Origin of the sequence: Ruegeria lacuscaerulensis (assembly GCF_013033355.1) — a bacterium.
GTDB lineage: Bacteria > Pseudomonadota > Alphaproteobacteria > Rhodobacterales > Rhodobacteraceae > Ruegeria > Ruegeria lacuscaerulensis_A.
In genome coordinates this window covers 227,465-253,869 of record NZ_WQDY01000006.1, presented here as the reverse complement: position 1 = coordinate 253,869, position 26,405 = coordinate 227,465, and the positions used below count along the sequence as shown (strand labels likewise).

General features: G+C 56.7%; 19 protein-coding genes and 1 pseudogene. 6 read left to right on the top strand and 14 right to left on the bottom strand.

The window, feature by feature from the left end:
- Positions 1–13 precede the first annotated feature (13 nt).
- Complete coding sequence (locus GOW48_RS13035; protein WP_170754398.1) at positions 14–3,793, top strand: hypothetical protein; 3,780 nt, start codon at positions 14–16, stop codon at positions 3,791–3,793.
- A gap of 84 nt (positions 3,794–3,877) precedes the next feature.
- On the opposite strand, the gene GOW48_RS13030 is transcribed toward GOW48_RS13035, so the two are convergent.
- Together GOW48_RS13030 and GOW48_RS13025 are read right to left on the bottom strand one after the other, a co-directional pair.
- Positions 3,878–4,573, bottom strand: a complete 696-nt coding sequence (locus GOW48_RS13030) for a superoxide dismutase (protein ID WP_170754396.1) — start codon at positions 4,571–4,573, stop codon at positions 3,878–3,880.
- A gap of 161 nt (positions 4,574–4,734) precedes the next feature.
- Entirely contained in the window at positions 4,735–5,664 is a 930-nt protein-coding gene (locus GOW48_RS13025) for a LysR family transcriptional regulator (RefSeq protein WP_170355273.1), read from the bottom strand.
- A 248-nt stretch (positions 5,665–5,912) separates the two neighbouring features.
- Between GOW48_RS13025 and GOW48_RS13020 the strand changes: the two genes are divergently transcribed.
- From GOW48_RS13020 to GOW48_RS13005, 4 genes are all read left to right on the top strand, one after another.
- Entirely contained in the window at positions 5,913–10,304 is a 4,392-nt protein-coding gene (locus tag GOW48_RS13020) for a CHRD domain-containing protein (protein ID WP_170754393.1), read from the top strand.
- 67 nt (positions 10,305–10,371) lie between these two features.
- Positions 10,372–12,123 carry a type I secretion system permease/ATPase gene (locus GOW48_RS13015; RefSeq protein ID WP_170754391.1) on the top strand — a complete coding sequence of 584 codons (1,752 nt, stop codon included), beginning with the start codon at positions 10,372–10,374 and terminating at the stop codon, positions 12,121–12,123.
- Positions 12,116–13,414, top strand: a complete 1,299-nt coding sequence (locus GOW48_RS13010) for an HlyD family type I secretion periplasmic adaptor subunit (protein WP_170754390.1) — start codon at positions 12,116–12,118, stop codon at positions 13,412–13,414. The genes GOW48_RS13015 and GOW48_RS13010 overlap by 8 nt, the downstream gene beginning before the upstream one ends.
- A gap of 49 nt (positions 13,415–13,463) precedes the next feature.
- Positions 13,464–14,363 (top strand): LysR family transcriptional regulator, encoded by a 900-nt coding sequence (locus GOW48_RS13005; protein WP_170754388.1) that lies wholly within the window; start codon positions 13,464–13,466, stop codon positions 14,361–14,363.
- A 400-nt stretch (positions 14,364–14,763) separates the two neighbouring features.
- Here the strand turns inward: GOW48_RS13005 and cynS are convergent, their stop codons facing one another.
- The 4 genes from cynS to GOW48_RS12985 are packed head-to-tail and all read right to left on the bottom strand — an operon-like array spanning position 14,764 to position 18,414.
- Complete coding sequence (cynS, locus tag GOW48_RS13000) at positions 14,764–15,234, bottom strand: cyanase (RefSeq protein ID WP_234899485.1); 471 nt, start codon at positions 15,232–15,234, stop codon at positions 14,764–14,766.
- A 39-nt stretch (positions 15,235–15,273) separates the two neighbouring features.
- Positions 15,274–16,173, bottom strand: a complete 900-nt coding sequence (locus GOW48_RS12995; RefSeq protein WP_170754386.1) for an ABC transporter ATP-binding protein — start codon at positions 16,171–16,173, stop codon at positions 15,274–15,276.
- Positions 16,174–16,185: 12 nt separating this feature from the next.
- Positions 16,186–17,022, bottom strand: coding sequence for a nitrate ABC transporter permease (gene ntrB / locus GOW48_RS12990; protein ID WP_170355267.1), 837 nt, complete (start codon positions 17,020–17,022; stop codon positions 16,186–16,188).
- Positions 17,023–18,414, bottom strand: a complete 1,392-nt coding sequence (locus tag GOW48_RS12985; RefSeq protein ID WP_170754384.1) for a CmpA/NrtA family ABC transporter substrate-binding protein — start codon at positions 18,412–18,414, stop codon at positions 17,023–17,025. It lies immediately after the preceding gene.
- Between the two features lie 214 nt (positions 18,415–18,628).
- Between GOW48_RS12985 and GOW48_RS12980 the strand changes: the two genes are divergently transcribed.
- Positions 18,629–20,464: a sigma 54-interacting transcriptional regulator gene (locus GOW48_RS12980; protein ID WP_234899484.1), complete on the top strand. Its 1,836-nt coding sequence runs from the start codon at positions 18,629–18,631 to the stop codon at positions 20,462–20,464.
- A gap of 71 nt (positions 20,465–20,535) precedes the next feature.
- On the opposite strand, the pseudogene GOW48_RS22455 reads toward GOW48_RS12980, so the two are convergent.
- From GOW48_RS22455 to GOW48_RS12950, 8 genes and pseudogenes are all read right to left on the bottom strand, one after another.
- Positions 20,536–20,831: pseudogene (locus GOW48_RS22455) on the bottom strand (DDE-type integrase/transposase/recombinase); the annotation flags it as partial.
- A 33-nt stretch (positions 20,832–20,864) separates the two neighbouring features.
- The gene (locus GOW48_RS12975; RefSeq protein ID WP_170754380.1) at positions 20,865–22,343 is read right to left on the bottom strand and encodes a class I adenylate-forming enzyme family protein; all 1,479 of its coding nucleotides are present in this window, start codon (positions 22,341–22,343) and stop codon (positions 20,865–20,867) included.
- 35 nt (positions 22,344–22,378) lie between these two features.
- Entirely contained in the window at positions 22,379–23,155 is a 777-nt protein-coding gene (locus tag GOW48_RS12970) for a CoA transferase (RefSeq protein WP_214648666.1), read from the bottom strand.
- Positions 23,124–23,372 carry a CoA transferase gene (locus GOW48_RS22315; RefSeq protein WP_214648665.1) on the bottom strand — a complete coding sequence of 83 codons (249 nt, stop codon included), beginning with the start codon at positions 23,370–23,372 and terminating at the stop codon, positions 23,124–23,126. The genes GOW48_RS12970 and GOW48_RS22315 overlap by 32 nt, the downstream gene beginning before the upstream one ends.
- Positions 23,369–24,070 (bottom strand): SDR family NAD(P)-dependent oxidoreductase, encoded by a 702-nt coding sequence (locus GOW48_RS12965; protein WP_170754378.1) that lies wholly within the window; start codon positions 24,068–24,070, stop codon positions 23,369–23,371. The genes GOW48_RS22315 and GOW48_RS12965 overlap by 4 nt, the downstream gene beginning before the upstream one ends.
- Positions 24,071–24,187: 117 nt before the next feature.
- Entirely contained in the window at positions 24,188–25,192 is a 1,005-nt protein-coding gene (locus tag GOW48_RS12960) for an NAD(P)H-dependent flavin oxidoreductase (RefSeq protein WP_234899483.1), read from the bottom strand.
- Positions 25,193–25,194: 2 nt separating this feature from the next.
- Positions 25,195–25,983, bottom strand: coding sequence for an oxepin-CoA hydrolase, alternative type (locus GOW48_RS12955; RefSeq protein WP_170754374.1), 789 nt, complete (start codon positions 25,981–25,983; stop codon positions 25,195–25,197).
- A complete protein-coding gene (locus tag GOW48_RS12950) occupies positions 25,980–26,405 on the bottom strand; it encodes a PaaI family thioesterase (RefSeq protein WP_170754372.1) in 426 nt (141 codons plus the stop codon). Before GOW48_RS12950 ends, GOW48_RS12955 begins: the two co-directional genes overlap by 4 nt.

The window sequence follows — 26,405 nt, the reverse complement described above, 5'->3', positions numbered from 1 at the left end:
CCAGGAGAGCGAAATGTCATTTGAAGCAGAACGTGTCTGGATGACGAAGGTCTTTGGCGACGGCGGTCAGTTGACTCAGAATCTTCAAGACGAAATCGACAATCTCATCGCGCGTGAAAAGGCCATTGAGGTGCTCAATTCCAGTGAGGATTTCGGAGAAACAAAACAAGCGCTGCGCGACGGTCTGCGTGAGTTGGGTCTTGTCGTCGAAAAAAGGAACCACAACCTTAACGAGGCGATGGCTCTTTCCAATCCAGTGTTGGGGGCTGCCTGGAACGCGGCAGACGTAAAATTCCCGAAGACCATTAAAGTACTGGCGCAAGTGGACGGAGACAAAATCCCGGTCGAAATCGAAGACAGTGAATGGGACAGTTTTGCGGATCGCGCGGGCGAGTTTGTAGGCCTCAAGAAAGGTGAGGAGACATTCGAATTCAAGTCCGAAGCGGCGGCCACCGCGATCCGCGAAATCTTTGACATGTTGCGGCCGCTGGTTGAAAAGTCGAATGAATTGGCGGCGATGGTCGACAAAAAAGGTGAACGCCTGTTCAGCGACCGAGATATCGAAAAAGAATTGTGGACACCGTTGGTTCGTGAAGGGGTTATCCCGTCAAACCTTGTGCCTGACAGTTTCTCGGAAGGTATGCAGGTGTTCAAGAATGCGGCCGCCGTCTACACCGAATTGATGGCCCGCGAAGAAGGTAAGGAGATGAAGGTGGCGGGGGTCGACAAGGCGCTCCGCCGTGGCAAGCTGCTGATGACGGCCGCCAATCTTGGGGCCAGTCAGGCGCTTCACTACGCCAATATCTCGATCACCGAAGCCAGTCGCGAGGATTTGGCGAAGTTCATCAACTTCAAGGAAGAAAACATTGCGCTGGATGAAGATCTCGACGTCGACGAGATGCCCGACGAGTACAATGACCTAGTGATAGAAGGTAAAACCGTCGCCGAGATCAAAGCATTGCCGAAAGCGGACAGACCCGAGATCACCGAAGCCGACCTGACCAAGGCCAAATACCTCAAGGACAATCCAAACGAGGAACTTTCCTATAAGGACTGGTTGGATAAGGAAGAAGCTTCGCTGTCCGAGCAAATCGAAGAAGAAGAAGACCCCGAAAAAATCGAACAGCTTCGCAATGAAAAGGACGGGGTTCGATACGAGAAAAACCGCCTCAAGTTCGGTGGTTTAACAATTAACGACGAGAAAACTCTGGATGAACTCGCTGCAGACGACAAGAAAGTCACCCAGTTACAACTGACGCGCGCCGAATTCGAAGCGCAAAAGAAAGATGGTGTTAAGGACTACGACAAATGGCTGGACGCGCAGATCAAAAGTGCGGAAGGCGAGGAAAAAGAGAAATACGAAGCCGCGAAGCTGACACAGCAATACGGAAAGTTCGTCGCTCAGGACGCCGCACGCAAATGCGGAGCCGCAGCAGCCATTGGAGCGGTTGAGGCCGCTCAGGCCTATAGGGCGAAACAGGAAAAACGGCGCGATATTGGTATTCAACTGGCAGGTGCCTTTGCTGACTCGGTCGCGGCAGGCATCACTAGCGCAACCGAAGCAGAAGACCTGACCACGAACGCAGATACCCAGAACCGTCAACACAAAACCAAATTCGGGATATTGGCAGGCAAAGCGGGTTTGAAAGCGGTGTCCAAACTCACTCAGGTCGCCGAGGGCAGGAAAACCCTGAAAGACCCCCGCGAGCTTGTGGTCGGAGCCATCGCCGATATCTGCGACGCTGCGGGCGAGTCGATGTCAGCATCGGGAACCAAGGGCGACGACGGTGGCTGGGGCGACACCGGAAATGACAGCCGGGATGAGGCATCCTCCTGGGGCATGCTGGCCAAGGGAATGGGTCTTTCGGTTACAATGATCGACAAGATGGTAGCCGCCGCGCAGAAAGGCGACTGGGACGATTTCGCCAAGCAAGTGCTTCTATTCACGACCTCTGGCCCGTTTACCGGAACAGCCGGGTTGATCGGTGACGCGGTCCGTGAAGACAAGGATGCCGATGACATCGAGGCCGGCTGGGGTGGCCACGGCAGCGATGCAGATTTTGCCGTCACCGCCAGAATTGAAGAAGAACATGCTGAAGGCCAATCCGAATTCGGGATGAGCAAATACATGGCCACAGTCAACGACCAGCGCGACATTATGGAGGAAACAAGAGAACTTTCGAAACAGATGGCCGATGAGAGCTTTCGCAAAGACAAGGTCAAAGTTCAGAAGGCGTATCAAAAAATTAGGGACACGGCCAAAAGGCTGAACATCCCCGAGGATCAAAAGGACCTCAAGCTGTTCATGTCACTGGATCCGGGCAAGCTTGACCCCGAAACGGTCGCAGTCGAGGTTTACAAAATGCTGACTGTTTGCGAGCGCGCTACACATAATGATGTCCGCGCTGTCGCAAATATGAACTTGTCGAAAGAAGATGAAAATAAAATATTGGGTCAGATGGAGGTTTTGGGCGATCGTGTCGATAAGCTGCAGGATGATCCGGACGGGGACAACCCAGAAACCGAGGACGAAATCCGCGGTCTCTATGACGACATTTCGAAAACTCTACTCAAGGACCCGGGGTTCCGCGCCGTTATCGAAGCCGACATGGAGGAAGAAGACGCCTGGCTTGAAGACCTCAAAAAGCAGGCCGATTTGAAGCGTCTGGATAAATTCAATGCGGACCCCAAACTCTATCAGGAAGAGTATGAAAAGGCGATGTCAGCGGTCGAACAGCTGACACTTGAGGTGAAAAAGACCGAACAACGTATCAAGATTGCCGATCAGGCCAGTAAGGGGGCGACAGGTATTATGCTGGCTGCGGTACCCGCGGCCGGATTGATTGGTAAAATTCGAACTCTGGTCATGGATAGCGTTAAGCTGCACCGACGACGCAAATCCCTGTCCAAGTGGTCCCGCGAAATGAACGCGATCGCCGGAAGCTACAGCCCATATGAACCTGCTGTGGTTGGGGAACGCGATGCGCTGATCAAAGGCACCATACACGACGCTGCCGAAGTTGCTGCTGATATTGCTGGTGTCGGTGCAGAAGCTGCGCGTCTGGCCGATCAAACTCACGTCGGCGCGGCAGCTATGACCAGCATCGAAAAGATCGGAAAATTCCTGAACAAATTCTGGTTCGAGAAATACTCGCGGGATCGGATCAAAGAGGGATGGGAGTTGTTCCTGCTGGCCAGGGCAGAACCCAAAAACCGGAGGCTGGCCCGCCAGGCGATCAAGGTTAACACGACGCTGGGCAAGTGTGTGCTGGCTTATGGTGCTTGTATAGACGGTGACGCACAGGCGCGCCGGGCGTTGCAAAGCTGCGGGCTGACCCCCGAGGTGTTCGAGGATTCCGATGACGTATGTCAGGGCGTCGTCGAATATCTTCGCGCGGCATTGCAGGACAAGGAATTTGAGACCATAGGCTCAAACGCGGATGTCAGCTGGTTACCATGCGATATCGAAATGAATATCGAGTCCTGGTCAATGATCAAAGCCAGCGCGGTCAAATTGAAACCAGGATTAGACCCGAAATACTTCAAGACTGCCGAGATTAACGCGCTTTTGTTGGACTTCGAGATTCCAAAAAAAGGCGCATCGAAACAGGAACTGCGCGACGCGGCACGGATTGGAAGTGATCTGTCCAAGGCACTGGACAAATTCCGGCCGCTGGATACGCAAAAAAACCTTCACTCGCCGATGATCGTAGTCACACAGGAACTGAAACATAACGTAGATGTAGCGAACGATCGCATCATAGCGCGCGTTGCCAAAATCCCTGACGATTGACAGACAGCGGGAGATGCAGAACGCTGAAACAGACTGTTCGACTGTTTCAGCGTTTGAACTTCTGGGCTTTTAATATGATGACGATCAGGCGTTTGACAAACGCGCGTCCACATATTCCCAATTGACAATGCCATCAACAACAGCAGCAATGTACTCTTTGCGGCGGTTGCGATAGTCAACGTAGTAAGCGTGTTCCCAGACATCGACGCCCAAAAGAGGGAACATGTCGTGCACCAGCGGGTTCTCACCATTCGGTGTCGAAAGGACAACCAGTTTTCCCGACGTGTCGACAGCCAGCCAACCCCAGCCGGACCCGAATTGTTTACTGGATACGTTGATGAACTGCTCGCGGAAGGCTTCGAAACTGCCGAAGTCACCTTCGATCTTCTTCTTCAGAGCTCCGGGTACTCCGGTGCCGCCGGGGACCAGCATTTTCCAGAACTCCGAGTGGTTCCAATGTTGACCGGCACTGTTCAAAACAGTCTGGTATTTGCCACGATCCGCTGCTGCAGTCTTGATGATGCTTTCAAGAGATTGACCTTCAAGGCTTGTCCCCGGGATCAGTTTGTTCAGGTTGCGCGCATAACCAGCAGCGTGTTTGCTGTGGTGCAACTCCATGGTTTCCGCACCAATAACGGGCTCCAGAGCGTAGTAGCTGTAGTCAAGGGACGGCAGCGAATAGGCTTCACCAGCGCTTACCGATCTTGCCAAGGCAGGCGTTGCTGCAACCAGCAAGCCCGAGCCAGCGGACGCAAGAAAACCACGACGAGAGAGAGTCATTTTTCATTCCTTTCCATTGTCTGTCGATGGACCCGACAGATGACCCTAAAACACCTACGCGGGGGTTTTATTCGGAAAGGTGGATGTACAAATCGCCGCAGTGCCCGACGGAAAACAGGTTCGAATTTAGAAAGGACATTCGTTCGGATCTACCTGTCTGATTATTCCAGCTCGACAATATCTTTGCAGACCTGAGTCAGAAATTCGGTTGTGGTTTGCACATACGGATAAGGCGCGATGTCACTATGGGTTAGTATCCATAAATCCAATGATTGTGTCAGAAAGCCTGGCAGGGCCTCGATCAGATCCGAATGACCAGCCGCCATGAATTTAGGCAGCGCGGCAAATCCCAACCCACTTCTCACGGCCATCAGTTGGGCATTCACATTGTCTGTTCTGGCAGCAACATTGCACTTACCAGTGATTTTACGAAACTCGGTTTCCTGTACAGTTTGACTTAGCGCACCCGTGGCCACGATGACGTTGTGACCCAAAAATTCCTCTAGTGACCTGATCGGTTCCAAATCGCACAAATATTCTCGCGATGCGTATATGCCGAATTTTACAACACCCAACTTCTCGCTGTTGACACGGTACGCTTCGGGTTCACCCAACCGCACGGCAATATCAGCCTCGCGGTTATGCAAGTTGGTTTTTTTGTTCGACAACAAAAGGTCGATCTTGATGTGCGGGTTCAGCGAATGGAATTCAATGAGTTTAGGCGCCAGCACCGAGGCCCCGAACCCCTCTGGTGCGGTGACGGAAACACGGCTGCCCTTAAAGCCAAGATGACCACGGGCCACCTCACCCATATGGCAAAGCTCAGTTTCGATCCGCTGCGCGATTTGCAGGATATCATCACCGATTGGAGTTAGCGTAACACCGCTGGACCCGCGCTCGAACAATGGCAAAGAAAGCGACTTTTCCAGCTCACGTAACTTACGCCCCACTGTGGCCGGGCTTTCCGAAAGCTGCGTCGAGGCCGTAGCAATACTGCCCGAGCGCGCAACACACACCAGAAACCGCAACAAATCCCAATCCTGGACAGGAATTTTCTGGAAAGCATCTGATAGCTGGCCGTTGTCGCTCATGGGGTCATACCTTTGGTCATTCCCTATTTTTTCACATTTCCACGGGAAAAAAACCGTCTTCAACTTTACTTGTGACTTCGTGAGGGGAAAAAATTATTCTTTTGAAAGCAGTGAGTTAATAAATAGTTCAGGATCACAACCCAATTGATGATCCCCCCTTCATTTTTGAACAGTTGAGACGGTTTCTTCCAAGCGCAGGTTACCCGGCGTGAGCGCAACAGCGTTTACTTATTAGCTTGGAGTGCAAAATGAACCCCGAAGAAATAATGAACCCGATTATCGAAGGCGACGATAACGACAATCAACTGATGGGAACACCCGAAGACGATATTATCAACGGTCTGGGTGGTGATGATCAGATTGAAGGTCTCGGCGGCAACGATACGCTGATCGGCGGTCTTGGCAATGACATGCTGGACGGCGGCGAAGGTATCGACACTGCAGCCTTTAATGACATCGACGTCCCAGTCGAAGTTGATCTGCCCGCAGGTGAGGCAACACGCGAGACCGGTTTCTCGGTCACAGTCGATGAAGCACCTTTCGTTAACTTTGCCGATCCCGAAGACAGCCTGGTTGACGAAGCGCTGGCGGGAAACCTGTACTATAACATCCACACCGCCGACTTCCCAGCTGGTGAGATCCGTGGTCAGTTGCTGGTCGACGAAAACAACCTGGATCAGGATGGCAACGGTACGCTGACTCTGACCGCGGTACTGGATGCGGCGCAAGAACCTGGCCCGCTGTCCGACTCTCTGGCAACCGGCACGGCGACTGTCACAGTAACCGTCGTTGACGGCGTTGCGACCTACTCGTCGGAACTGTCGGTAACTGGTCTGGCCGTATCTGACCTGCTGACTCCGATCCCAGGCGTCGTATCTGCCATCCACCTGCACAATGCTCCCGCTGGCCAGAACGGTCCGGTCGTGCGTGACACGCTGGTTGATGCCGGCGCCGAGCTGGCAAGCGCAGAAGAAGTTTCGGAAAACCCGTCGGGCGTTCTGTCTGTTGAAGACGTAACCGATGCCGTGACCGAAACCGACACTCTGACCAGCATCGAAAACATCATCGGTTCCGACGATCCTGACAACCTGATCGGTGACGAGAATGACAACGTTCTGACCGGTGGTCTGGGCGACGACATTCTGGATGGTGGCGAAGGCATCGACACTGCTGCGTTTAACGACATCGACGTTCCTGTCAGTGTTGACCTGCTTGAAGGAACAGCAACACGCGAAACCGGCTTCTCGGTCTCGATTGAAGACGCACCTTTCGTGAACTTTGCTGATCCGAACGACAGCCTGGTTGACGAAGCGCTTGCCGAAGAGCTGTACTACAACATCCACACCGAGGACTTCCCCGGTGGTGAGATCCGTGGTCAGTTGCTGGTTGCTCAAAACAACCTGGACGAAGACGGCAACGGTACAGTCGTTCTGACCGCGCGGTTGGACGCAGCACAAGAACCCGGCCCGCTGTCGGATTCCGAAGCAACCGGACTGGCGACCGTGACCGTCACTGTTATTGACGGCGTGGCAACCTACTCGTCCGAACTGTCGGTAACCGGCCTGGCCGTATCCGACCTGCTGACCCCGATCCCAGGCGTGGTTTCCGCGATCCACCTGCACAACGCACCTGCCGGTCAGAATGGCCCGGTTGTGCGTGACTCGCTGGTTGACGCAGGTGGCTTCCTGGCAAGCGCCGACGAAGTGTCGTTTAACCCCTCGGGTGTGACCAACATCGAAGAAGTGACCGAAGCGGTCTCTGAAACCGATACCCTGACCAGCATCGAAAACGTCATCGGTTCGAATGACGGTGACGAGATCATTGGCGACGACAATGACAACGTTCTTGATGGTCTGGACGGTGACGACATCCTGCGGGGTGGTGCCGGAAACGACACTCTGAACGGTGGGCTTGGCGATGACCTTCTGGACGGCGGCGCAGGAAACGACATCCTGAACGGCGGCGAAGGTGACGACACCCTGCTGGGTGGCGGCGGAACCGACGTCATCGACGGCGGCGAAGGCTTCGACACCAACGACTTCTCCAACATCAACCTGGGTGCCGAAGATCCGACGATCGCAGGTGTTCGTGTCACGTTGGCAGCAGATGGCAGCGGTACGGCCGAATACAACGGCGGTGGTGGAAATGGCCCTCTGATCCAGGAAACCTTCACCAACATCGAGAACATCACCGGTTCGTCCAACGATGACGAGATTGTTGCGACAGGTGCTGCACCGAACAACATCGACGGTGGCGCGGGTGATGACTTCATCGCTGGCGGCGGCGGTCTGGATGATCTGAGCGGTGGTGAAGGTATCGACACCAACAGCTTCCAGGGCATCGGAGCCGAAGTGATTGCAGATCTGGCAACCGGAAGCGCAGCTTACGCGCCGAATGAAAACGTCACGATCTTCGAAAACTTCGACGGGTTCGAAAACCTGGACGGGTCTGCCAATGACGACCAGCTGTTTGGTGACAGTGGCGCCAACACCCTGACCGGCAACGACGGCAACGACCTTTTGGTTGGCCGTGGTGGCAACGACATCCTGGAAGGCGGCGAAGGCAATGACGTCCTGCAAGGCGGCGGCGGTAACGACATCACCGATGGTGGTGAAGGTATCGACACTGCAGATTTCCAGGACATCGGATCTTCGGTCACAGCCAACCTGGCGAACGGTACTGCAACCTACGCAGCACCCAACGGCAATGCGGTTGCGGACCAGCTGATCAGCATCGAAAACCTGACAGGCTCTGAAAATGACGACTTCCTGACTGGTGACGATGGTGACAACCTGTTGGCAGGCGCTGCTGGTGACGACGTCATCAATGGTGGTGCAGGCAACGATGTCATCCGTGGTGACGCGGTTGGTGACGGCGAAGCGATTACCGTTACGGTAACCAACACTCTGGGCGAAGGCGGAACCTTCCTGACCCCCGTGTGGTTCGGTTTCCACAATGGCGAGAGCTTTGACCTGTTTACCGAAGGTGAAGCGGCCAGCCAGGGTCTGGAACGTCTGGCAGAAGATGGCAGCGTCGAAGGCATTGCGGCTGAATTCAACCAGCAGGTTGGTGACAACGGTGTGGATGCGACCATTCTGGGTGGCCTCGGTGCGCCGGGACCGATTGATCCGGGTGAAACGGCCAGCTTCACGCTGAACGTCAACACGGCTCAGGTTGGGCAGGGCTTCTTTACCTGGGCAACCATGGTTATCCCGTCAAACGACGCCTTCCTGGCCGTGCCGGATGACGCCTTGGCTGATCCGATCTTCGACGAAGAGGGCAACTTCCTGGGGCCGCTTGTCATTGAACGCTTCGGCAACGACGTTCTGGACGCTGGCACCGAGGTCAACAATGAAGAAGGCGCCGCCTTCCTCAACCAGACCGCGCGTGATCAGGGTATCGTCGAGAACGGTGTCGTGGGTCAGCACCCGGGCTTCAACGGCTCGGAAGGCAACCCCGATGGCGAGCCTGTCAACATTCTGGGTGGCACAACTGCTGCCAATACGATTGTTGACCCGATCGAAGGTGACTTCACCCGCAACAACGGCCAAGAGCAGCTGCTGCGCATCGTGATCGACATTGCCGAAGGTGGCGATGACGAACTGTTCGGTGGCGCAGGTGACGACATCATCGACGGTGGTCGTGGCGACGACATCCTGGATGGCGGTGCCGACAACGACACCCTGATCGGTGGGTCCGGTCGCGACACGTTCACGTTCCGTCGCGGAACGGGCTTCGACGTCGTGGCTGACTTCTCGACTAGTGTTGAAGACGGTGACTTCCTGGACGTGTCGGACTTCGGTGTCACGCAGCTCGAAGAGCTCAACATCACGGCCGATGGTGAAAACACCATTATCGACCTTGGCAATGGTGATCAGGTCACGCTCGAAGGGGTTGCCCCGAACGAGCTGGTCGCTGAGAACTTTGTCTTCGCCGAAGAAGTGGTTGTTGCACCCACCAACGGAGACGACGATCTGGTTGGCGGCGTCGGTGACGACGAAATCGAAGCCGGTAACGGTGACGATGTTGTCGAAGCCGGTGCAGGCAACGATGTTGTCGACGGTGGCAATGGCGATGACGATCTGGACGGCGAAGCCGGAAACGATCAGCTTATCGGCAGCAACGGTGACGACGATCTGGTCGGTGGTCTGGGTGACGACAACCTGGATGGCGGCAACGGTGATGACCTTCTGGAAGGCGGCGATGGCGCCGACATTCTGGACGGTGGTCGCGGTGACGACATCCTGGACGGTGGTCTGGGCAACGACATGATCGAAGGCGGCCGCGGCAACGACATCATTGATGGCGGTGCGGGCGACGACGAGATCTGCGGCGGTACCGGTGATGACATCATCAACGGCGGCACCGGCAACGACCGTCTGGAAGGCAACCGCGGTGCGGATACCTTCGTCTTCGAAGCCGGACTGGGTGACGATGTCATTGGTGACTTCGAAGCCTTTGCCAACGGCGACACTCTGGACCTGACCTCGGCAGCGTTCGATCTCGATGAATTCGCGGATCTGGCCGCGGTTGCGTCGCAGGACGGTGATGACGTTGTCATCGACCTGGGTGCCGAAGGCAGCATCACGCTGCTTGGCGTCCAGCTGGCCGATCTGAACGAAGACAACGTTCTGGTCTAACCCAAACTCGGCGGCGGCCTAGACGGTCGCCGCCGTTCCATTCCTTTATGTCAGAAAGAGGGCCACCATGTCCCATAGTCCCCTCAAACGTACCGAGCTTGAGCAAGCGTTTCGTGCTGCTCGCCCGGGCCTTTTTGCCACCGGCGCCATCAGTATGGTGATCAACCTGACGATGTTGACCGGTCCTTTGTTTATGATCCTGGTCTACGACCGGGCACTGCCCAGCCAAAGCTACCAGACCCTATTCGGTCTGAGCGTGTTGATGTTGGGGCTGTATCTTGTGTTCGGCGTGTTGTCCCTGGTCCGGTCGCGTATCCTGATCCGCATCGGCAACCGGCTGGGCAACACTCTGGAGAAGCGCGTTTTCCAGGCGCAGATCGAGCGGTCAGTCAAAGAAGGTGGTGCCAAAGGGCGCGATGCCGTAGGTGACCTTGGTACGTTGCGTGATTTCATGGGCGGTTCGACCCCGGCCGTTATATTCGACGCGCCGTGGACACCGATCTACCTTGGATTTGCCTATCTTCTGCATCCCTGGCTGGGCTATGCCGGTTTGGCTGGCGTCGCGTTCCTGCTGGTTGTCGCCATGGTGAACAACGTTCTGACTCAGCGCGGTGTTGCACGGGCAAATCAATTCCTTACCCGCAGCAACCGCGTGCTGAATGACGTGTCACGTAACCATGAAGTGGCACATGCCATGCGGATGCGCGATGATCTTTATGACCACTGGAACGGCCTGAACGGTCAGGCTCAAGTCAAACAAAGCCAGATCAGCGACATGGCGGCAACCTTGTCTTCGATCTCTCGTACTGTTCGTCTGGTCCTTCAGTCCGCAGTTCTGGGTCTGGGTGCGTATCTGGCGATTTCGGGTGATCTAAGTGCCGGTTCGATCATTGCCGCATCCGTTCTGGTCGGTCGCGCATTGGCCCCGGCCGAACAAGCGATCGGGAGCTGGCGTCAATATGTGCTGGCCACTGCCGCGCGCAAGCGACTGAATTCTCTTCTCGAGGATTACCCGCCGTCCCAGCCTTCGGTTCAATTGCCTCAACCCCGCGGTGTTCTGGAACTGAAAAACGTCTTTGCTACAACCCCTGACGGTGCGTCTACCGTGTTGCGGAACGTATCGCTTGCGCTGGACCCGGGTGAAGTTCTGGCCGTCATCGGCCCCAGCGGATCAGGTAAGTCCACCCTCGCTCGCGTGATTGTCGGTACTTTGGAACCGAACCGAGGCAGCGTGCGGCTGGACGGCGCGGACATGAGCTATTGGAACGCGCTTCAACTGCGGGACTCGGTCGGTTACATGCCTCAAACTGTGGAACTGTTTGATGGAACGGTACGCGAGAATATCGCCCGTTTTCAGGCAGACGCATCTGACGAAGATGTCGTTGCAGCAGCGCAGGCGGCCAACGCTCACGACCTGATCCTGAAACTGCCCAATGCGTATGACACACCACTGGGTGAAAGCGGCAGCGCATTGTCCGGAGGCGAGCGTCAGCGGATCGGATTGGCCCGGGTTCTGTATAAGAACCCATCGCTGATCGTGCTGGATGAGCCGAATTCCAATTTGGACGCGGCAGGTTCTGCGGCCTTGGCCATGACAATCGATCGCCTCAAAAGTGAGGGCCGTACCGTTGTCATGATTGCTCATCGTTTGGGCGCCCTGAATCAGGCTGACAAGGTGCTTGTCATGGATAACGGCATGGTTTCGGCCTACGGCCCGCGGGATGAAATCCTTCGGACGTACTCCGAAAACCGCAACAAGAAATCAACCGAAAGCGCCGAGAATGCGGCACCAAAACGTGAGGGCAAAACCAATGCGTAACGCAAAGACAGCTCCGGCAGACAAGATCGGCAACTGGGTTCTTTTGGGTGTGGCAACCATGAGCCTGATGTTGGGCGGATTGGGCTACTGGTCGATGGCAACTCGGATCGACGGCGCCATTGTAGCCCCCGGCATGGTCGCGCTGGAGACAGATCGCCAAACGGTGCAGCATCTGGAAGGTGGTATCATCTACGAAATCCACGTGTCAGAAGACGACGCAGTCAAGCAAGGTCAGGTTCTTGTCAGCCTCGACACCACGCGTGAACAGGCGGAACTGAACGCGCTCAGCAGCCAGATCGCGTCCCTGACTGTTCGCAAGGCGCGTTTGCAGGCCGAGTTGAACGAACAAGATTTCATGTCTTCCGCTGCAGAATTCGCCCAAACCGCAGACTACAAGGAGATTTTTGAAAGCGAAGCACAGCTGTTCGAAAGCCGCTCGATGGCTAAGCGCGCGAACATAGCCCAGCTGGAAACTCAAAAAGAGGCCCTTTTGGCGCAGGTCGCGGGTTTGCGTAGCCAGATTAAGTCTCAAGAAGCCAACAAATCGCTGACCCAGGAAGAACTCGAGACTGTTTCGGTTTTGAACGAAAAAGGCCTGGCGAACGTAACTCGTCTGCTTCAGGTCCGCCGGGCGGCATTGGATATCGAGGCCAGCCTGTCCACGAACACGGCTCAGATCGACAGTGTCATGGCACAGACAGCCGAGGTGGAAAGTGCTTTGGTCAGTAACGCAGCAACCTCACGAGAAGAAGTGTCGACTGAATTGTCCGATGTCTCGCAGCGGTTGCGTGAAGCGTTGGAGCGTAAAACAACGGCTGAGGATCGTATTGCCCGCAGCCAGATTCTTGCTCCGCTGGATGGCCGGGTTCTCAACCTTGGTTTTCACACAAAAGGTGGGGTTGTCGCTCCGGGTCAGGCGCTTATGGATATTGTACCTGTGGCCGAGCAGCCCATCCTGATGGCCAACATTCCCGTAACAGAAATTGACCGCGTCGTGCCAGGTCAAGAAGCCCGCGTTCGGCTGACCGCCTTCAACTTCAACCAAACTCCGGAATTAAATGGATCGGTAAAGTGGGTCTCGGCTGATACGCTTTCGGATCCCGCCACGGGCGCGGTCTACTACAGCGCTGAAGTGGAAATTCAGGAAGACGAGTTTTCCAAGATTCAAAACAAGGATCTGGTTCCCGGCATGCCCGTTGAAGTACTGGTTTCAACCGGAGAACGCCTGGTCATCTCATACCTGTCACGGCCCATTCGTGACGCTATGACCAAGACATTCCGCGACGAATAAAAGCCCTGCCCCGCCCGTTTGTGGCGGGGCATGTTTACAGGCCAAAACAATGCGTATTTCACTAGAGGCTCTTGAGTCCTTTGCGATCTTGTGTCGGGTTAAATCCTATTCAAAAACCGCAAAAGAGTTAGGGCGGTCCCAGCCAGCAATAAGCAATAGAATACGCTCGCTGGAAGCGTTGGTCGGGTTTGACCTGTTCGAAAGCGGTGACGCCAGCTTAACCCTGACAGACAACGGTCGCGAATTGTTGGATTGCAGCCAAGAGATCCTCCGAAATGTCCATCGCATTCGCCGTATCTGCGATCCAGCGCGTATTCAGCCGGTTCAAATTTCCTTCGTGTCGACCGTCGAATCTTTCTTGAACCCTTACAAGATATTCAACTCAGGAACAGATGGCAGCCTGTCGTCCTTGTTTATCGAATTGCTGAATTCCGAAGACATCGAAGGCAAAATCAGGAATTTGAAGGGAAACATCGCGTATACGGTGATTCAGGAGGACAATGCACCGCTTCTCAAGAAGAGCTGGCCGTTTACCATGCGGTGGATTTCAAACAAGGATTTTTCACTGAAAGAAAATATGAAGGGCTTTCAACTGCCGATAGTCGAGCTTTCGGATAACGCAAGATTTTCCAAGGTCTTTTATTCCAAACTCGAATCTTTGGGTATTGAGTATAAGCCAGTGTTTCGGGCAGAAGGGATCAGTACATATTTGAATGCCATTTCGGCCGGTGTCGGGATCGGATGTATTGGTGACTTATTTGTGGTTCATAAAATGAAGTCACGAAACCTGAGCTTTCTGGACGCGCAGATCGGAAATCTCGGGACATTTTACTTGAGCAGATTCAACGATGACGGCCTGTCCGCCGACGCTTTAAGAGCAGTTGGCATTTTCGACAAGGCTGTAAGCAACCAAAAATCTATACAAGATGAGTACTATTCGACGGCCTAGATGGCGCAAGTTTCATGGATTCCCGGCACAATACTGGTTTCACCGAACGGCGAAACTGACGGCAGGCAGAATTCATTTCGACTAGATCGCTGGCTCTGTTGCTATCTGACAGATCGAGCGTAACTCTCGTGCCGCATGTTCGGAAAAGTCAGGTGCGGCAGACTGCGGCGTTCCAATCCTAAAATGTGCGTTCCCGATATAGCTTGTCGTGAACACGGTGCTCTCTTACTTGAACCAAGGTGCTTTATATCAGGACTGGGAAAAGAGCGTTCCTCAGATCGCTCTTTTCATCGCGCCGATTTCTGACTCGAGATACGTTCAGCTTAACGGACGTAACACATCCGTATCCTAAGTCGTTAAGGCAGACCCCGAGCCAGGTTATCCAAAAAGTTCATCCCTACTACCAGGAATTATAGGATAGATATTTGCCCGACATCTCGACCTTGACGCGATCGCCTTTTTCATTCGGCACGCGCGTCACCTGCATGTCGAAATCAATTGCCGACATGATGCCAGTTCCGAATTTTTCTTCGATCAACGCTTTCAGTGTCGGGCCGTAAACGCCGACGATTTCGTAAAAGCGATAGATGCACGGATCAGTTGGCACGCTTTGTTCCCAGACCTTGGTTGGCGGCTCAGTCAAAACGCTGGCGGCCTCTTGCGGCAGGGCCATAAGCGCGACCAAGGCGTCGGCCTTGTCGGCGGGGAAAGCGTTCATGCCCATGCAGGCAGAATGGGTCCAGACCGGCGACATGTCGATTTTCTCAGCGATACCTTCCCAGGTCAGTCCAGCCTGCTTCTTGGCCGACAGGATCATCATGGTGACATCTTCTTTGGTCATCATAGTTGGGATTTCGATTGTGTCTTTCATTGGGTTTCCTCCTGTTTGGAATGTCTGTTCCTGGCGCTTTCAATCATTGACCGCGCGCAGTTGCGGATTGCTCTGGTCCTCGGTCTTTTCGGTCAGGTCGATAGTCACCGTCTCGGGTCGCTGCGCGGCGCCGTCGCTGGCCTGACCGGCCAATTCCTTGGAACGTTGTCCGAGGAACTGAACCAGATGGTTGCGGATCGCATAATAGTTGGGGTGATCGACAATCTCAGTCCGGGTACGAGGCCGGGGAATGGTGATCTCAACTGACTCCGCCACTCGTGCGAAGGGACCATTGGTCATCAACAGGATGCGGTCAGCCAGCAGGATTGCCTCATCTATGTCATGAGTGATCATGAACACGGTCTGCTCGGTTTCGCTCCATACCTTCAGCAATTCGTCCTGAATGGTGCCGCGGGTCAGCGCATCCAGTGCGCCGAATGGCTCATCCAACAACAACAGCTTGGGCTGATTTGCAAAGGCCCGCGCGATCGACACGCGCTGACGCATCCCACCCGAAAGCTGGCTGGGTTTACGATGAACCACATCGCCTTCAAGTCCGACCTTGGCCAGAAAGGCGCGGGCGTGTTCCTCGACCTTGGCAGCAGGCCAGTCGGGATAGCGCGCCTTCACGCCAAAAGTCACGTTTTTCAACGCCGACAACCATGGCAGCAGAGAGTAGTTCTGGAACACCACGCCGCGATCCAGCGAGGGACCCGAGACCTCGAACCCGTCCATCTTAACCACGCCCGAGCTGGGTTCGGCCAGTCCGGCTAAGATGTTCATAATCGTGGATTTGCCGCAGCCGGAATGGCCCAGAATACAGACGAACTCTCCTTTTTCGATGCCAAAGCTGGCGTTTTCGAAGACGGTCAGGGTGCCCCCTTGACCGTCGGGGAATTGCTGGGTCAGCAATTCAATACTGAGAAACGGTTGGCTCATTTGAAACGCTCCTTACTCGGCATAGGCCACGGCGCGTTGCAGGTAGGCAAAGGCCGAATCCAGCAGCATGCCAACGACGCCGATCATGAGGATGGAAAAGATCACCGAGGTGAGGTCGAGATTGTTCCACTCGTTCCACACATAGTAGCCAATGCCGGTTCCCCCCACGAGCATCTCGGCCGCGACGATCACTAGCCATGCAATGCCGATGGATATGCGCATCCCGGTGATGATCGTGGGCGCAGCTGCGGGCAGGATGACAGTAAAGGCAGTGCGAAACGGCCCAAGTTCGTGCGTGCGTGCGACATTGACCCAGTCCTGACGGACCCCGGCCACACCAAAGGCGGTGTTGATCAGCATCGGCCAGATCGAGCAGATGAAGATCACGAAAATCGCGCTTGCCTCACTGTCCTGAATGATGAACAGCGCCAAGGGCATCCAGGCCAGCGGCGAAATAGGTCGCAACACCTGAATGAACGGGTTGAATGCCTTGTAGGCGACCTGACTCATCCCGATCAGGAACCCTAAGGGGATCGCCACGAGTGCAGCCATCAGGTAGCCGGTCAGAACGCGATAGATCGAATAGCCGATCTGAATGCCGATCCCCTTGTCATTTGGACCTGCGTCATAGAACGGGTTTGATAGTTGCTCCCATGCTTTGGCGAGGACCTGACTTGGAGGTGGCACACCCGCCTTGGGGGCACCGCCGCCAGTCAGGCGCTCGTATTCCGTGAGCTCTCCGGCGGCTTTCTGGGCGGGGATGGCCGCCTCCCAAATCAGAAGGCCGACCACCAGCATCACCACCGACAGCAGCGCCGCGCGCTGGTTCAGGGTTAGATTGTCCAACATTTACGAGGCTTTCCCGATTGCAAAGCTTTTGACATAGCCTTCAGGGTCTTTCGGATCGAAGGTCTTGCCCATGATGGTGTGGGATTTGTAGGTCACGTCCGGCGCGTCGTACCCTAGGTCGGTCATGATCTTCTTGGCATCGGCAGCCAGATAGACTTGCTCGGCCACGCCCTGATAGTCGACGTCGCCCTCAATGTACCCCCAGCGTTTCATCTGGGTCAGGATCCACACACCCATCGAGTGCCAGGGGAACGGGTCAAAGTCGATCCGGTCAGGGACTTTCTGAACTTCACCCAACCCGTCCGCATAGGTGCCGGTCAGAACCTGCTCGATCACCGGGACCGGCTGATTGAGATAGTTGGTCGGCGCGATGGCTTCCGAGATGTCCTTGCGGTTATCCGGGTTCGACGCGAACTGAGTGGCGTCGATGATCGACTTGAGCAAGGCGCCATAGGTGTTGGGCAATTCGGTGGCAAAGCTTTGCGGCGCGGCAAAGGCGCAGCACGGGTGACCTTCCCAGATGTCCTTGGTCAGAGTGTGGATGAAACCAATCCCTTCCCAAACAGCGCGCTGGTTGAACGGGTCGGGCGATAGATAGCCGTCGAGGTTCCCTGCGCGCAGGTTGGCAACCATCTCTGGCGGCGGCACCACGCGGATTTGGATATCGACATCGGGGTCCAGCCCGAACTCGGCCACGTAATAGCGCAGCAGGAAGTTGTGCATCGAGTATTCGAACGGCACACCGAAGGTGAACCCCTTCCACTGGGCCGGGTCGCGCTTGTCCAGATGCTCGTTCGACAGCACGATGGCCTGCCCATTGATGTTTTCAACGGCGGGCATGATGTAAGGCGTCGCGACCGATCCCGCGCCCATGGTCATCGCCAGCGGCATCGGGGTCAGCATGTGACTGGCGTCATATTCGCCTGACAGGGACTTATCACGCGCCACGGCCCAGCCAGCCGTCTTGATAACCTGCGCGTTCAGACCGTAGCGTTCGTAGAATCCCATCGGCTGCGCCATGATGATCGGTGTCGCGCAGGTGATAGGGACAAACCCAATATTCAGGTCGGTCTTTTCGGGTGTTCCCAGATTGTCCAGAATGGCTGCTTTGGCCTGATCCAGCGGAAAGACCGAAGCCAGCGCCGCAGCCGCCGTACCGCCCCCCAACATTCCCATAAATGACCGACGATTGATATCACTTTGACCAAAGATCGACCGCACAATTGCACTTTCGACCACACGCTCGGTGATCTGCTCAGCAGACATGAGTTCGGGTTCGGCGTGATCTTTGTCATGTCCGTGACCGGATAGGCATCCATCGCAGCCACAATCCGCACCATGGCGCAAATCGGTCTTTTCTGAGAACGGGTTTCCGAGGCTCTTGATCGTCATGATTTTCCCCTGTTTCGCTAGATTTGCGACCATGGTGGCAGGGGTTCCGATCGCGAAACAGAGGGCGCTCAAAATTTGTGCGCCCTAAAAAATATATATTTGTCAGTTGGTTAATATGGCTTCCCCCAGATGAAAATTACGAGATTTCGTAAATTACGAAATCTCGTATTCTCGGACCGCACTGCGGCATTACTTTGGTAGCATGACGCTCGATTTGCTTTCCTCCGATTCCCTGCTGCAAGCCTTGCCCGAAGCAGCTTTGGTTCTGGACACGTCGGCTGACCGAATTGTCGACTGGAATCGTCACGCCACCGATTTGCTGGGCGGCACAGTTCCGCTGCCATTTTCCTACTACTTGGGCGATGCGCTGCCTCAGTTTATCGTCTTCATGGAAGAGGTCGACCACCGGACCGAGGGCTGGACACGCGATGTGCCGCTGACAACAGCGTTTAAGGAGCCATTGCGCTGCGAATTGCGCGCCCGAATGATGCCAGGAAAACCAGGTTGGGTGATGATGACGATTTCCAATTTGGACACACTGGATCGCAGGGCCGAACAAGCGGCCACGGCAGAGACCTTTCGAGGCGGCCTTGTCGAATGGCAGCGCACCCAAGGCTTCTTTGCCGAACTTGAACGTCAGAACCAACTTATCCTGAACGCTGCCGGTGAAGGGATCTATGGTGTCAATGCCGAGGGCAAAACCACATTCGTCAATCGCGCCGCGCAGGAAATGTTGGGATGGACGACCGAAGACCTGCTGGGAAAAGACATCCATTCCATGATTCACCATCACCACCTGAACGGTGAAATCTATCCCGCACGACAGTGTCCGATTTACCGTTCGTTCCGGTTTGAACAAGTGCACCGCATCGAGGACGAGGTCTTCTGGCGAAAGGACGGCAAGCCAATCCGGGTCGAATATGTTTCGACCCCTATCTATGACCAACAAGTTTTGGCGGGGGCTGTGGTCATCTTTCGTGACATTACTGAACGAAAAGAAAACGAACGAAAGCTGCGCGAAGCGTTAGACGAGGTTGCCGCCCTGCGCGACCGGCTGGAACAAGAGAACGCGTATCTGCAAGAAGCCATTACGTCCGAGCGTGCCCATCACGATATCATCGGAATATCTCCTGCGATCCGGCAAATCGTGACTCGCATTGATCTGGTAGCCGGAACAGACGCAACCGTTTTGATCTCGGGCGAAACGGGAACCGGCAAATCTTTAGTCGCGACCGAAATTCACAAGGCCAGCGCACGCGCCCGACGTCCGCTGATCCATTTCAAGTGCAGCTCTGTCGCGCCGGAGCAGGTCGAAGCGGAACTGTTCGGCCAAGTTCGCGGCGCCCCCAACGGGGCCACTCGGGACAAGCCCGGCAAGCTAGAGCTGGCCCATGGCGGGACCCTGTTTTTAGACGATGTCGAGGAACTACCACTCGAAATACAGGGAAAATTCCTGGCAGCGCTGCAAAATGGAAAAGTTCAGCGTCTAGGCGACACCCGGGAAAAGCCCATCGATATCCGGGTTATCGCCGCGACGGCATTGACTGAAGCACAGGCGCGTCGGGCGGACCGCATCCGCGAAGACCTATTTCTGTTTCTAAGTGTTTTTCCAATCACCTGCCCACCACTGCGCGACCGTCCCGAGGATATCGCTCCACTATCGCTGCACTTGTTGAAAATTGCCTGCCGAAGACTGAACCGCCCGGTCCCGAAACTGACCGAACACGGTGTGCAAAAACTGTTAGGCTATAATTGGCCAGGAAATGTAAGGGAGCTCCACAACGTGATGGAGCGTGCCGCCATCGTATCGCAGGATGCAAAAATGGTGATCGAACTTGCCGGCCAGACCTTCGAAACCGCGTCGAACCCCACTGTACGTACCGAAGCGCAGATGCAGGACCTGATCCGCGAAAATCTAGTTTCTGCGCTACGCGAAACTCGTGGTCAGGTTTCCGGAGCAAACGGAGCAGCCGCACTTTTGGGAATGAAGCCAACTACCCTGACTTCGCGCTTAAAAACCATGAGCATTACAGACAACGAATGGGAGTAACTAACTAGGGTCAGAACGGCGTTGCCAACTTTTTTGCGCGTGATTGAGAGGGGTGGGGCCGGTTCCTGCCAGACGTTCATTTCGGCAATATAACCTCCCAGAGGCCGAAAGCTTCGGTTCTGGTGTGACGGAATGAGACGATGGAGAGTTGATAGCGGCGAGGTCGAAAAACGGTGTTGAACTGGTCGTGGGTGGCAAGAAACCTTGGCGCCTGTTTTGGCGACTTGAACCGCCCCCTAAGCTTTTCACACTTTCGAGTGGGTCTGTGTGATCCTTCGATCCGGGTGTTCAACCCTTTGTACGCTCGGTGAGCTGCGCCCGGTGCAAGATCGCGGATCGGCTTGAAATAGCTTCGCAACTTGTCGCCAGTCTGAGCTACCGGTACGCCCCGGAAGCAGGATCAGTCCAGCGCATAGGCCGGGTCGGTCAGCAGTTTGTTCTTCTGAATCTTGCCGGTTGCAGCCTGCGGCAAAGCCGCGACAATCCCAATCCGCGAGGGCACCTTGTAGGCCGCCATACGGTCGCGCACCCAGGCGCGCAGTTCCTGTTCGGTCACGGGCGCGCGGGCGACGACAAAGGCCAGAACCTCTTCGTTGCGGTCCACTTTGCGCCCCACCACCGCGCTGAGCGTGACGGCGGGATGGGCGGTCAGCACCGCCTCGACCTCGGGTGGGTAGACGTTGAACCCCGAACGGATGATCAGCTCTTTTGACCGTCCCGCGATATGCAACGCCCCATCGGCATCCTGCCGCGCCAGATCGCCCGACCGCAGGAACCCATCCGCCGTCATCGCCTGTTCGGTGGCTTTGGGATTGCGGAAATAACCCTTCATCACGTTTGGGCCGCGCAGCTGCAATTCGCCAACTCCCTGATCGTCGGGTGCATGAATGCGGACCTCGACCCCCGGAACAGGCAGACCGATGGAACTGTCGTTGCGCACATAATCCAGTCGGGTCGCGGCAACGCCGGGCGAGGCTTCGGTCAGCCCATAGCCATTGTGCAGCGGCTGGCCGAACAGGGCCTCGACCTCATGCTTGAGGCTCAGGTCCAGCGGCGCACCTCCGGCATAGATAAAGCGCAGCCTGTTGGGGGTAATCCGGGCCGGATCATGCCCCAGCTCAGCCATCAGGGCGGCGAAAATCTGTGGCACAGCGGGCAGGATGGTCACACCCGACCGGATCGCATCCAACACCGGCGCGACTTCAAACCGCGGCATTGCAATCAGGCCCGAGCCCTTGGCCAGTGCCGCCAGAAAGACCGAGGTCAGACCAAAGATATGGGTTCCGGGCACCACCGCCAGCGTCACGTCCTGCGGCGTGATCCGCCGCATATCGCCCGAGACCTGAGACATGAAACACAGGTTGCCATGGGTCAGCATCACGCCCTTGGGTTCACCCACCGTGCCGCTGGTATAAATCAGAACCGCCGTCTGATCCGAACCCGCCTGAACCGGCTCGATCTGCACGTCGCGCAGAGGCGACAACATGAACGCGCCGCAATCCAGCGTGGCCACCTGAGTGGCCCCCATTCGCCGGGCATGGCCCGCCGAGGCCGGAGAGGCTTCGGGTGTGAACACCGTGCACCGTGCCTCGGACAGGGCGATCAGGCGATCAACCTCGGCCGCGGTCAGCCGCGCGTTGACCAGAACCGTCCAGGCGTCCAGCCGGCTCAGCGCCATAACGGCGACCAGAAAGGTCACGCTGTTTTCGGCCAGCACCAGGACCCGATCGCCGCCCCGCACCCCATGCCGGGTCAAACTCGCAGCGGCGTCCTTGATCATCGCCTGCAACGCGCCATAGGTAAACGCAGTGCCGTCATGATCGACAATCGCAACCGCGTCCGGTGCGCCGTTCAACAGGATGTCATGAATGCGCTTCATGAGGCTTTCCTTTTTGCCGCAATGTTCCGTGCAGGTTATTCAGCCTTTGCACGTTCCGCCATGCTAAAACCCAACTCTTGCAGGACCGCTTCGGTATGTTCGCCCAGGGCCGAAGCCCGCGTGATCGGACGCGGCGCATGGTTGGAGAACTTTGCCGCACCACGCGCCTGACGGACGGGGCCAAGACCTTGCTGATCGCCCACTTCGACCACCTTATTGTGCAACACCTGCGGATCGTCGAACAGCTGATGTTGGCGCAGCACGGGCGCGCAGGGCACATCGTGCGCGTCAAGCGAGGCAAGCAGTTCGGCCATCGCACGGGTCGAAACGACCTCTTCGATCAGTTCCAGCCGTTCCTGACGGTTGATCTCGCGCTGGCTGGGGGTGGCAAATCGTGGGTCTTTGATCAGGTCAGGGCGGTCCATCGCCTTGCACAGACCCACCCATTCCTTGTCCGAGATTGCCCCGACCGTGACAAAGCCGCCCAAGATGGGAAAGATCATGTCATGGGGGGTGTTGGAAGCGTCCTCTTCCTTGCCGACAACGGCCACAGGCGCCATGCCGTCGACCCAGTTGAAATTCAGCATCGCATCCAGCATCGAGACTTCCACATGCTGCCCCTGCCCCGTCACCGACCGGCTGTAGAGCGCCGCCGAAACAGCCTGCGCTGCATAAACAGCGGTGATCTTGTCCACCACGACTGAACGGATCATCTTGGGCCGACCGGTCAAAGGATCAGATTGCATATCGGCCAGCCCCGACAGGGCCTGCACCACCGGATCATAGACCCGCTTTTTGTAGTCCCAGCGCAACCGACCGCTTACCCCGATTGCACGATACAAAGGCCGGGGTGAACCCCGCCACCTTGCCCCGGGCGCCCATGATATCGCCTGTGGGGGGTTCCACCTTGATCACATCCGCCCCCTGATCGCCAAGGATACCGGTTGAACACGGCCCCGAGATCACAGTGGTCACGTCGACAATCTTGATACCGGCAAAGGGGCCGGTCTTCTGCATCTCATCGGTCATGTGTGGTTCGCTTTCATAGCTGCCTGAAAGGCGGGTCTGCCTGTCAGTCTTTGGAAATAGTCGTCGAATTCGGCCGGACGCTCGACCCCCATGCGATCGGCAAACCGCAGGCAGGTGACAAGCAAGATATCGGCCAGAGTGAATGTCTCACCCAGCAGATAAGGCGCGCCGGTCATGACCTGTCGCGCGGCTTTCTGCGCCATCCGCAGGAAATATGCGCGCGCCACATCGACTGCGACCGGGGCCTGACCGTAGATCTCGTGCAGATCCTGATGGCGGCGGATCGTCCCCTTGCCGCGCGGCACCATGCGAGAGGCGGCCTCGCGCATGGTCAGGAAACCGCCGAAACAGGCCAGTTCCCAAATTTTGCGGAACATGGTGGATTTGGTTTCCAGAAACGGAAAGGGCGAGTTCGATCCGGCATTGTAAAGTGCCACCTCGATCGGGCCCATCTCGGCCTCGACCTTGTCGAAAAAGCCCACAACCTGATCTTCGTCTCGCGCATCCAGCGAAAAGGCGTGCAACTCATGCCCTTCGGCGGCCAGCTCGGCCACCAGCGCGGCGGATTTCTCTGCATCCCGTCGCGCGATGACCACGCGATACCCGGCCCGGGCAAACCGGCGCGCAAACGCCGCCCCGATCCCGTCCCCCGCCCCGATTGCCAAGGCGACCGGCTTTTGATTTTCCGCTGAAGGCATCGCCTTCCTCCCTCCGTCAGTCCTGTCTTGAACTTGACTTTAGTTAAATTCAAAATCAGGCAGTAACGCCCAAATTCATATTCTTATTATTCACATGTGAATGCTGGATGCGCGTGCTCAGGCAACCGCACCCAGATGCGACAACGCGCCAAGGGCTTCGGCCTCAAGCCGATCAACGATGGCTGCAAAAGGCTCGACCCGGTCGACAAATCCCAACGCATGGCCCGCCGACAAAATCCCACGCGACACGTCCCCCGTTTCATAGGCCTTCCGACCGATCTTGCCCGCGACATGTTCCATCAGGCCGCCGATACCGATGTCGGGATTGTCACGCTCCAGCTGCGACACGATGGCGGTGGTTTCGTTACGCAGACTGCGCACGGTGTTGCGCACCGATTGCATGGTCAGGGCCGTATCTAGTTCGGACGCGTCGATCAGCGCCTGCTTGTAACCGGGATGGGCCTGCAACTCTTCGGCCACCAGAAAACGCGTGCCCATGACCACACCCGAGGCGCCCATCGCCAGCGCCGCAGTCACCTGTTTGCCGTGGCCGAACCCACCGCCCACCAGCCACGGGATCGTCAGGCGTTCGCCCGCCAGACCGGCATTGACCATGCTGCCGACCATATCCAGGCCCGGATGCCCGCCGCATTCCGCCCCCACGATCGAGACCATGTCGACGCCCACCTGTTCCGCCTTAACCGCATAGCGCAGCGACGGCACCTTGTGCAGGGTGACAATCCCCGCATCCTTGAGGATCGGCATGAATGCCTCGGGGCTGCGCCCGGATGTTTCGACAAACCGCACGCCTTCGTCGGCGATCAGGCGAAAGATGTCTTCGGTCTTTTCACCTGGCACCAGCTTCGGGATCATCGAAACGTTGACCCCAAACGGCGCGCCTTCGCACATGTCGCGGCATCGGCGGATCTCCGAGCGCAGATCGCCGGTCTCGGGGAACGAGGCGGCTGTGATGAACGAGAGGATCCCCGCCTTGCCCGCCGCAGAGACATAGTCGGCATTGGCCAGCCATTGCAGGCCACCGGCGACCACGGGCAGTCTGGTGCCGTAGGTGCGGGTCACTGGGGTATCAAACATTTTTGGTCGGGTGGCAGTCTGGGCCAATTTCAATCTCCTTCGCGGAAAATCGGGGCTTTTTTGTTCAGAAACGCGGTGATGCCGGTCAGGGCCTCATCCCCGCCAAGAGCCTGCGCCATGGCGTCCCGCTCGCGTGTCAGGTGGCTTTCGAAATCCGAGGACTCGGCGGCATTCAGCAACTGCTTGATCTCGGCCAGTGCCTGCGGGGGAAACTGATACAAGCGATCGGCCAGCGCGCAGGCGCGCGCCAGCGCTTCGCCCGCGGGGGTGGTTTCGGTGATCACGCCCAGATCCAACAGTCGGCTGGCCCCGAGCGGCTCGGCCATCATCGCCATACGCGCCAGCGTGGCACGGGGCAGAGCCCGGCTGAGCGCATAGGTGACGGCCCCGTCGGGCACCAGCCCGGCGCGAACATAAGCCAGTGTGAACTTCGCCTGCTCGGCCGCCACGATCATGTCGCAGGCCATTGCAATGGAAACACCCGCCCCCGCTGCGCCGCCTTCAACCGCGGCGACAACGGGCTTTGGACTGGTACGCAGGCTGCGAATAACATCGCCTAGCTTGTCGATCTTGTCCTGCCGTTGTTCATAGGTCAGGGCGCGACGTTCCTGCAGCGCGTTCAGGTCACCCCCGGCGCAAAAGAAATCACCCTCACCGGCCAGAACGATTGCCGCGACGCCATCATCAGCGGCGGCCTCCTGCACCCCGGAAATCACCCCGTCATAATAGGCAGGCGTCAGCGCGTTGCGCATAGCGGCGTTGCAGTTCCAGATGATCAGCGCATGGCCCCGCCGCTCGGTTTTGACATTATCAGTCATTTGCCTCCTCCGGCCCGCTGGTCGGGCAATAGTTTGAACACACCGGTCGAAGTCGCGATCAGCGCGTCCGCCTCGTCGCGCAATTCGCAATCGACGAACTTGCTCTTACGGCCGCCACCCGTCACCCGCCCCACAGCGCGCAACCGCCCCGAGGCCACTGCGGACACGTAGTTGATCGTCAGCGTCATGGTCAGAGCAGGCATCACCGAGTCTGGGTCTTCGGACAGGCTGGCCGTTAACCCTCCAACCGTGTCCAGCATCGTTTCCATTATGCCCCCATGAATGGTCCCGCGTGGGTTCCGGTGCAGATCACCCATCTCCAACCCGCAAAAGGCCTGTTGGGTTTCGCGGTTAAACCCCACTGAATACCCTAGCGTTTGCGCCAGTTTCAGCGGCCAGCGTTTCAATTCGGTATCCGCCAT

Excerpts from the sequence above, each read along its gene's own strand:
- GOW48_RS13035 (WP_170754398.1), top strand. The coding sequence starts at position 14 with ATGTCATTTGAAGCAGAACGTGTCTGGATGACGAAGGTCTTTGGCGAC.
- GOW48_RS13030 (WP_170754396.1), bottom strand. The coding sequence starts at position 4,573 with ATGACTCTCTCTCGTCGTGGTTTTCTTGCGTCCGCTGGCTCGGGCTTG.
- GOW48_RS13025 (WP_170355273.1), bottom strand. The coding sequence starts at position 5,664 with ATGAGCGACAACGGCCAGCTATCAGATGCTTTCCAGAAAATTCCTGTC.
- GOW48_RS13020 (WP_170754393.1), top strand. The coding sequence starts at position 5,913 with ATGAACCCCGAAGAAATAATGAACCCGATTATCGAAGGCGACGATAAC.
- GOW48_RS13015 (WP_170754391.1), top strand. The coding sequence starts at position 10,372 with ATGTCCCATAGTCCCCTCAAACGTACCGAGCTTGAGCAAGCGTTTCGT.
- GOW48_RS13010 (WP_170754390.1), top strand. The coding sequence starts at position 12,116 with ATGCGTAACGCAAAGACAGCTCCGGCAGACAAGATCGGCAACTGGGTT.
- GOW48_RS13005 (WP_170754388.1), top strand. The coding sequence starts at position 13,464 with ATGCGTATTTCACTAGAGGCTCTTGAGTCCTTTGCGATCTTGTGTCGG.
- cynS (WP_234899485.1), bottom strand. The coding sequence starts at position 15,234 with ATGAAAGACACAATCGAAATCCCAACTATGATGACCAAAGAAGATGTC.
- GOW48_RS12995 (WP_170754386.1), bottom strand. The coding sequence starts at position 16,173 with ATGAGCCAACCGTTTCTCAGTATTGAATTGCTGACCCAGCAATTCCCC.
- ntrB (WP_170355267.1), bottom strand. The coding sequence starts at position 17,022 with ATGTTGGACAATCTAACCCTGAACCAGCGCGCGGCGCTGCTGTCGGTG.
- GOW48_RS12985 (WP_170754384.1), bottom strand. The coding sequence starts at position 18,414 with ATGACGATCAAGAGCCTCGGAAACCCGTTCTCAGAAAAGACCGATTTG.
- GOW48_RS12975 (WP_170754380.1), bottom strand. The coding sequence starts at position 22,343 with ATGAAGCGCATTCATGACATCCTGTTGAACGGCGCACCGGACGCGGTT.
- GOW48_RS22315 (WP_214648665.1), bottom strand. The coding sequence starts at position 23,372 with ATGACCGATGAGATGCAGAAGACCGGCCCCTTTGCCGGTATCAAGATT.
- GOW48_RS12965 (WP_170754378.1), bottom strand. The coding sequence starts at position 24,070 with ATGCCTTCAGCGGAAAATCAAAAGCCGGTCGCCTTGGCAATCGGGGCG.
- GOW48_RS12955 (WP_170754374.1), bottom strand. The coding sequence starts at position 25,983 with ATGACTGATAATGTCAAAACCGAGCGGCGGGGCCATGCGCTGATCATC.
- GOW48_RS12950 (WP_170754372.1), bottom strand. The coding sequence starts at position 26,405 with ATGGCGGATACCGAATTGAAACGCTGGCCGCTGAAACTGGCGCAAACG.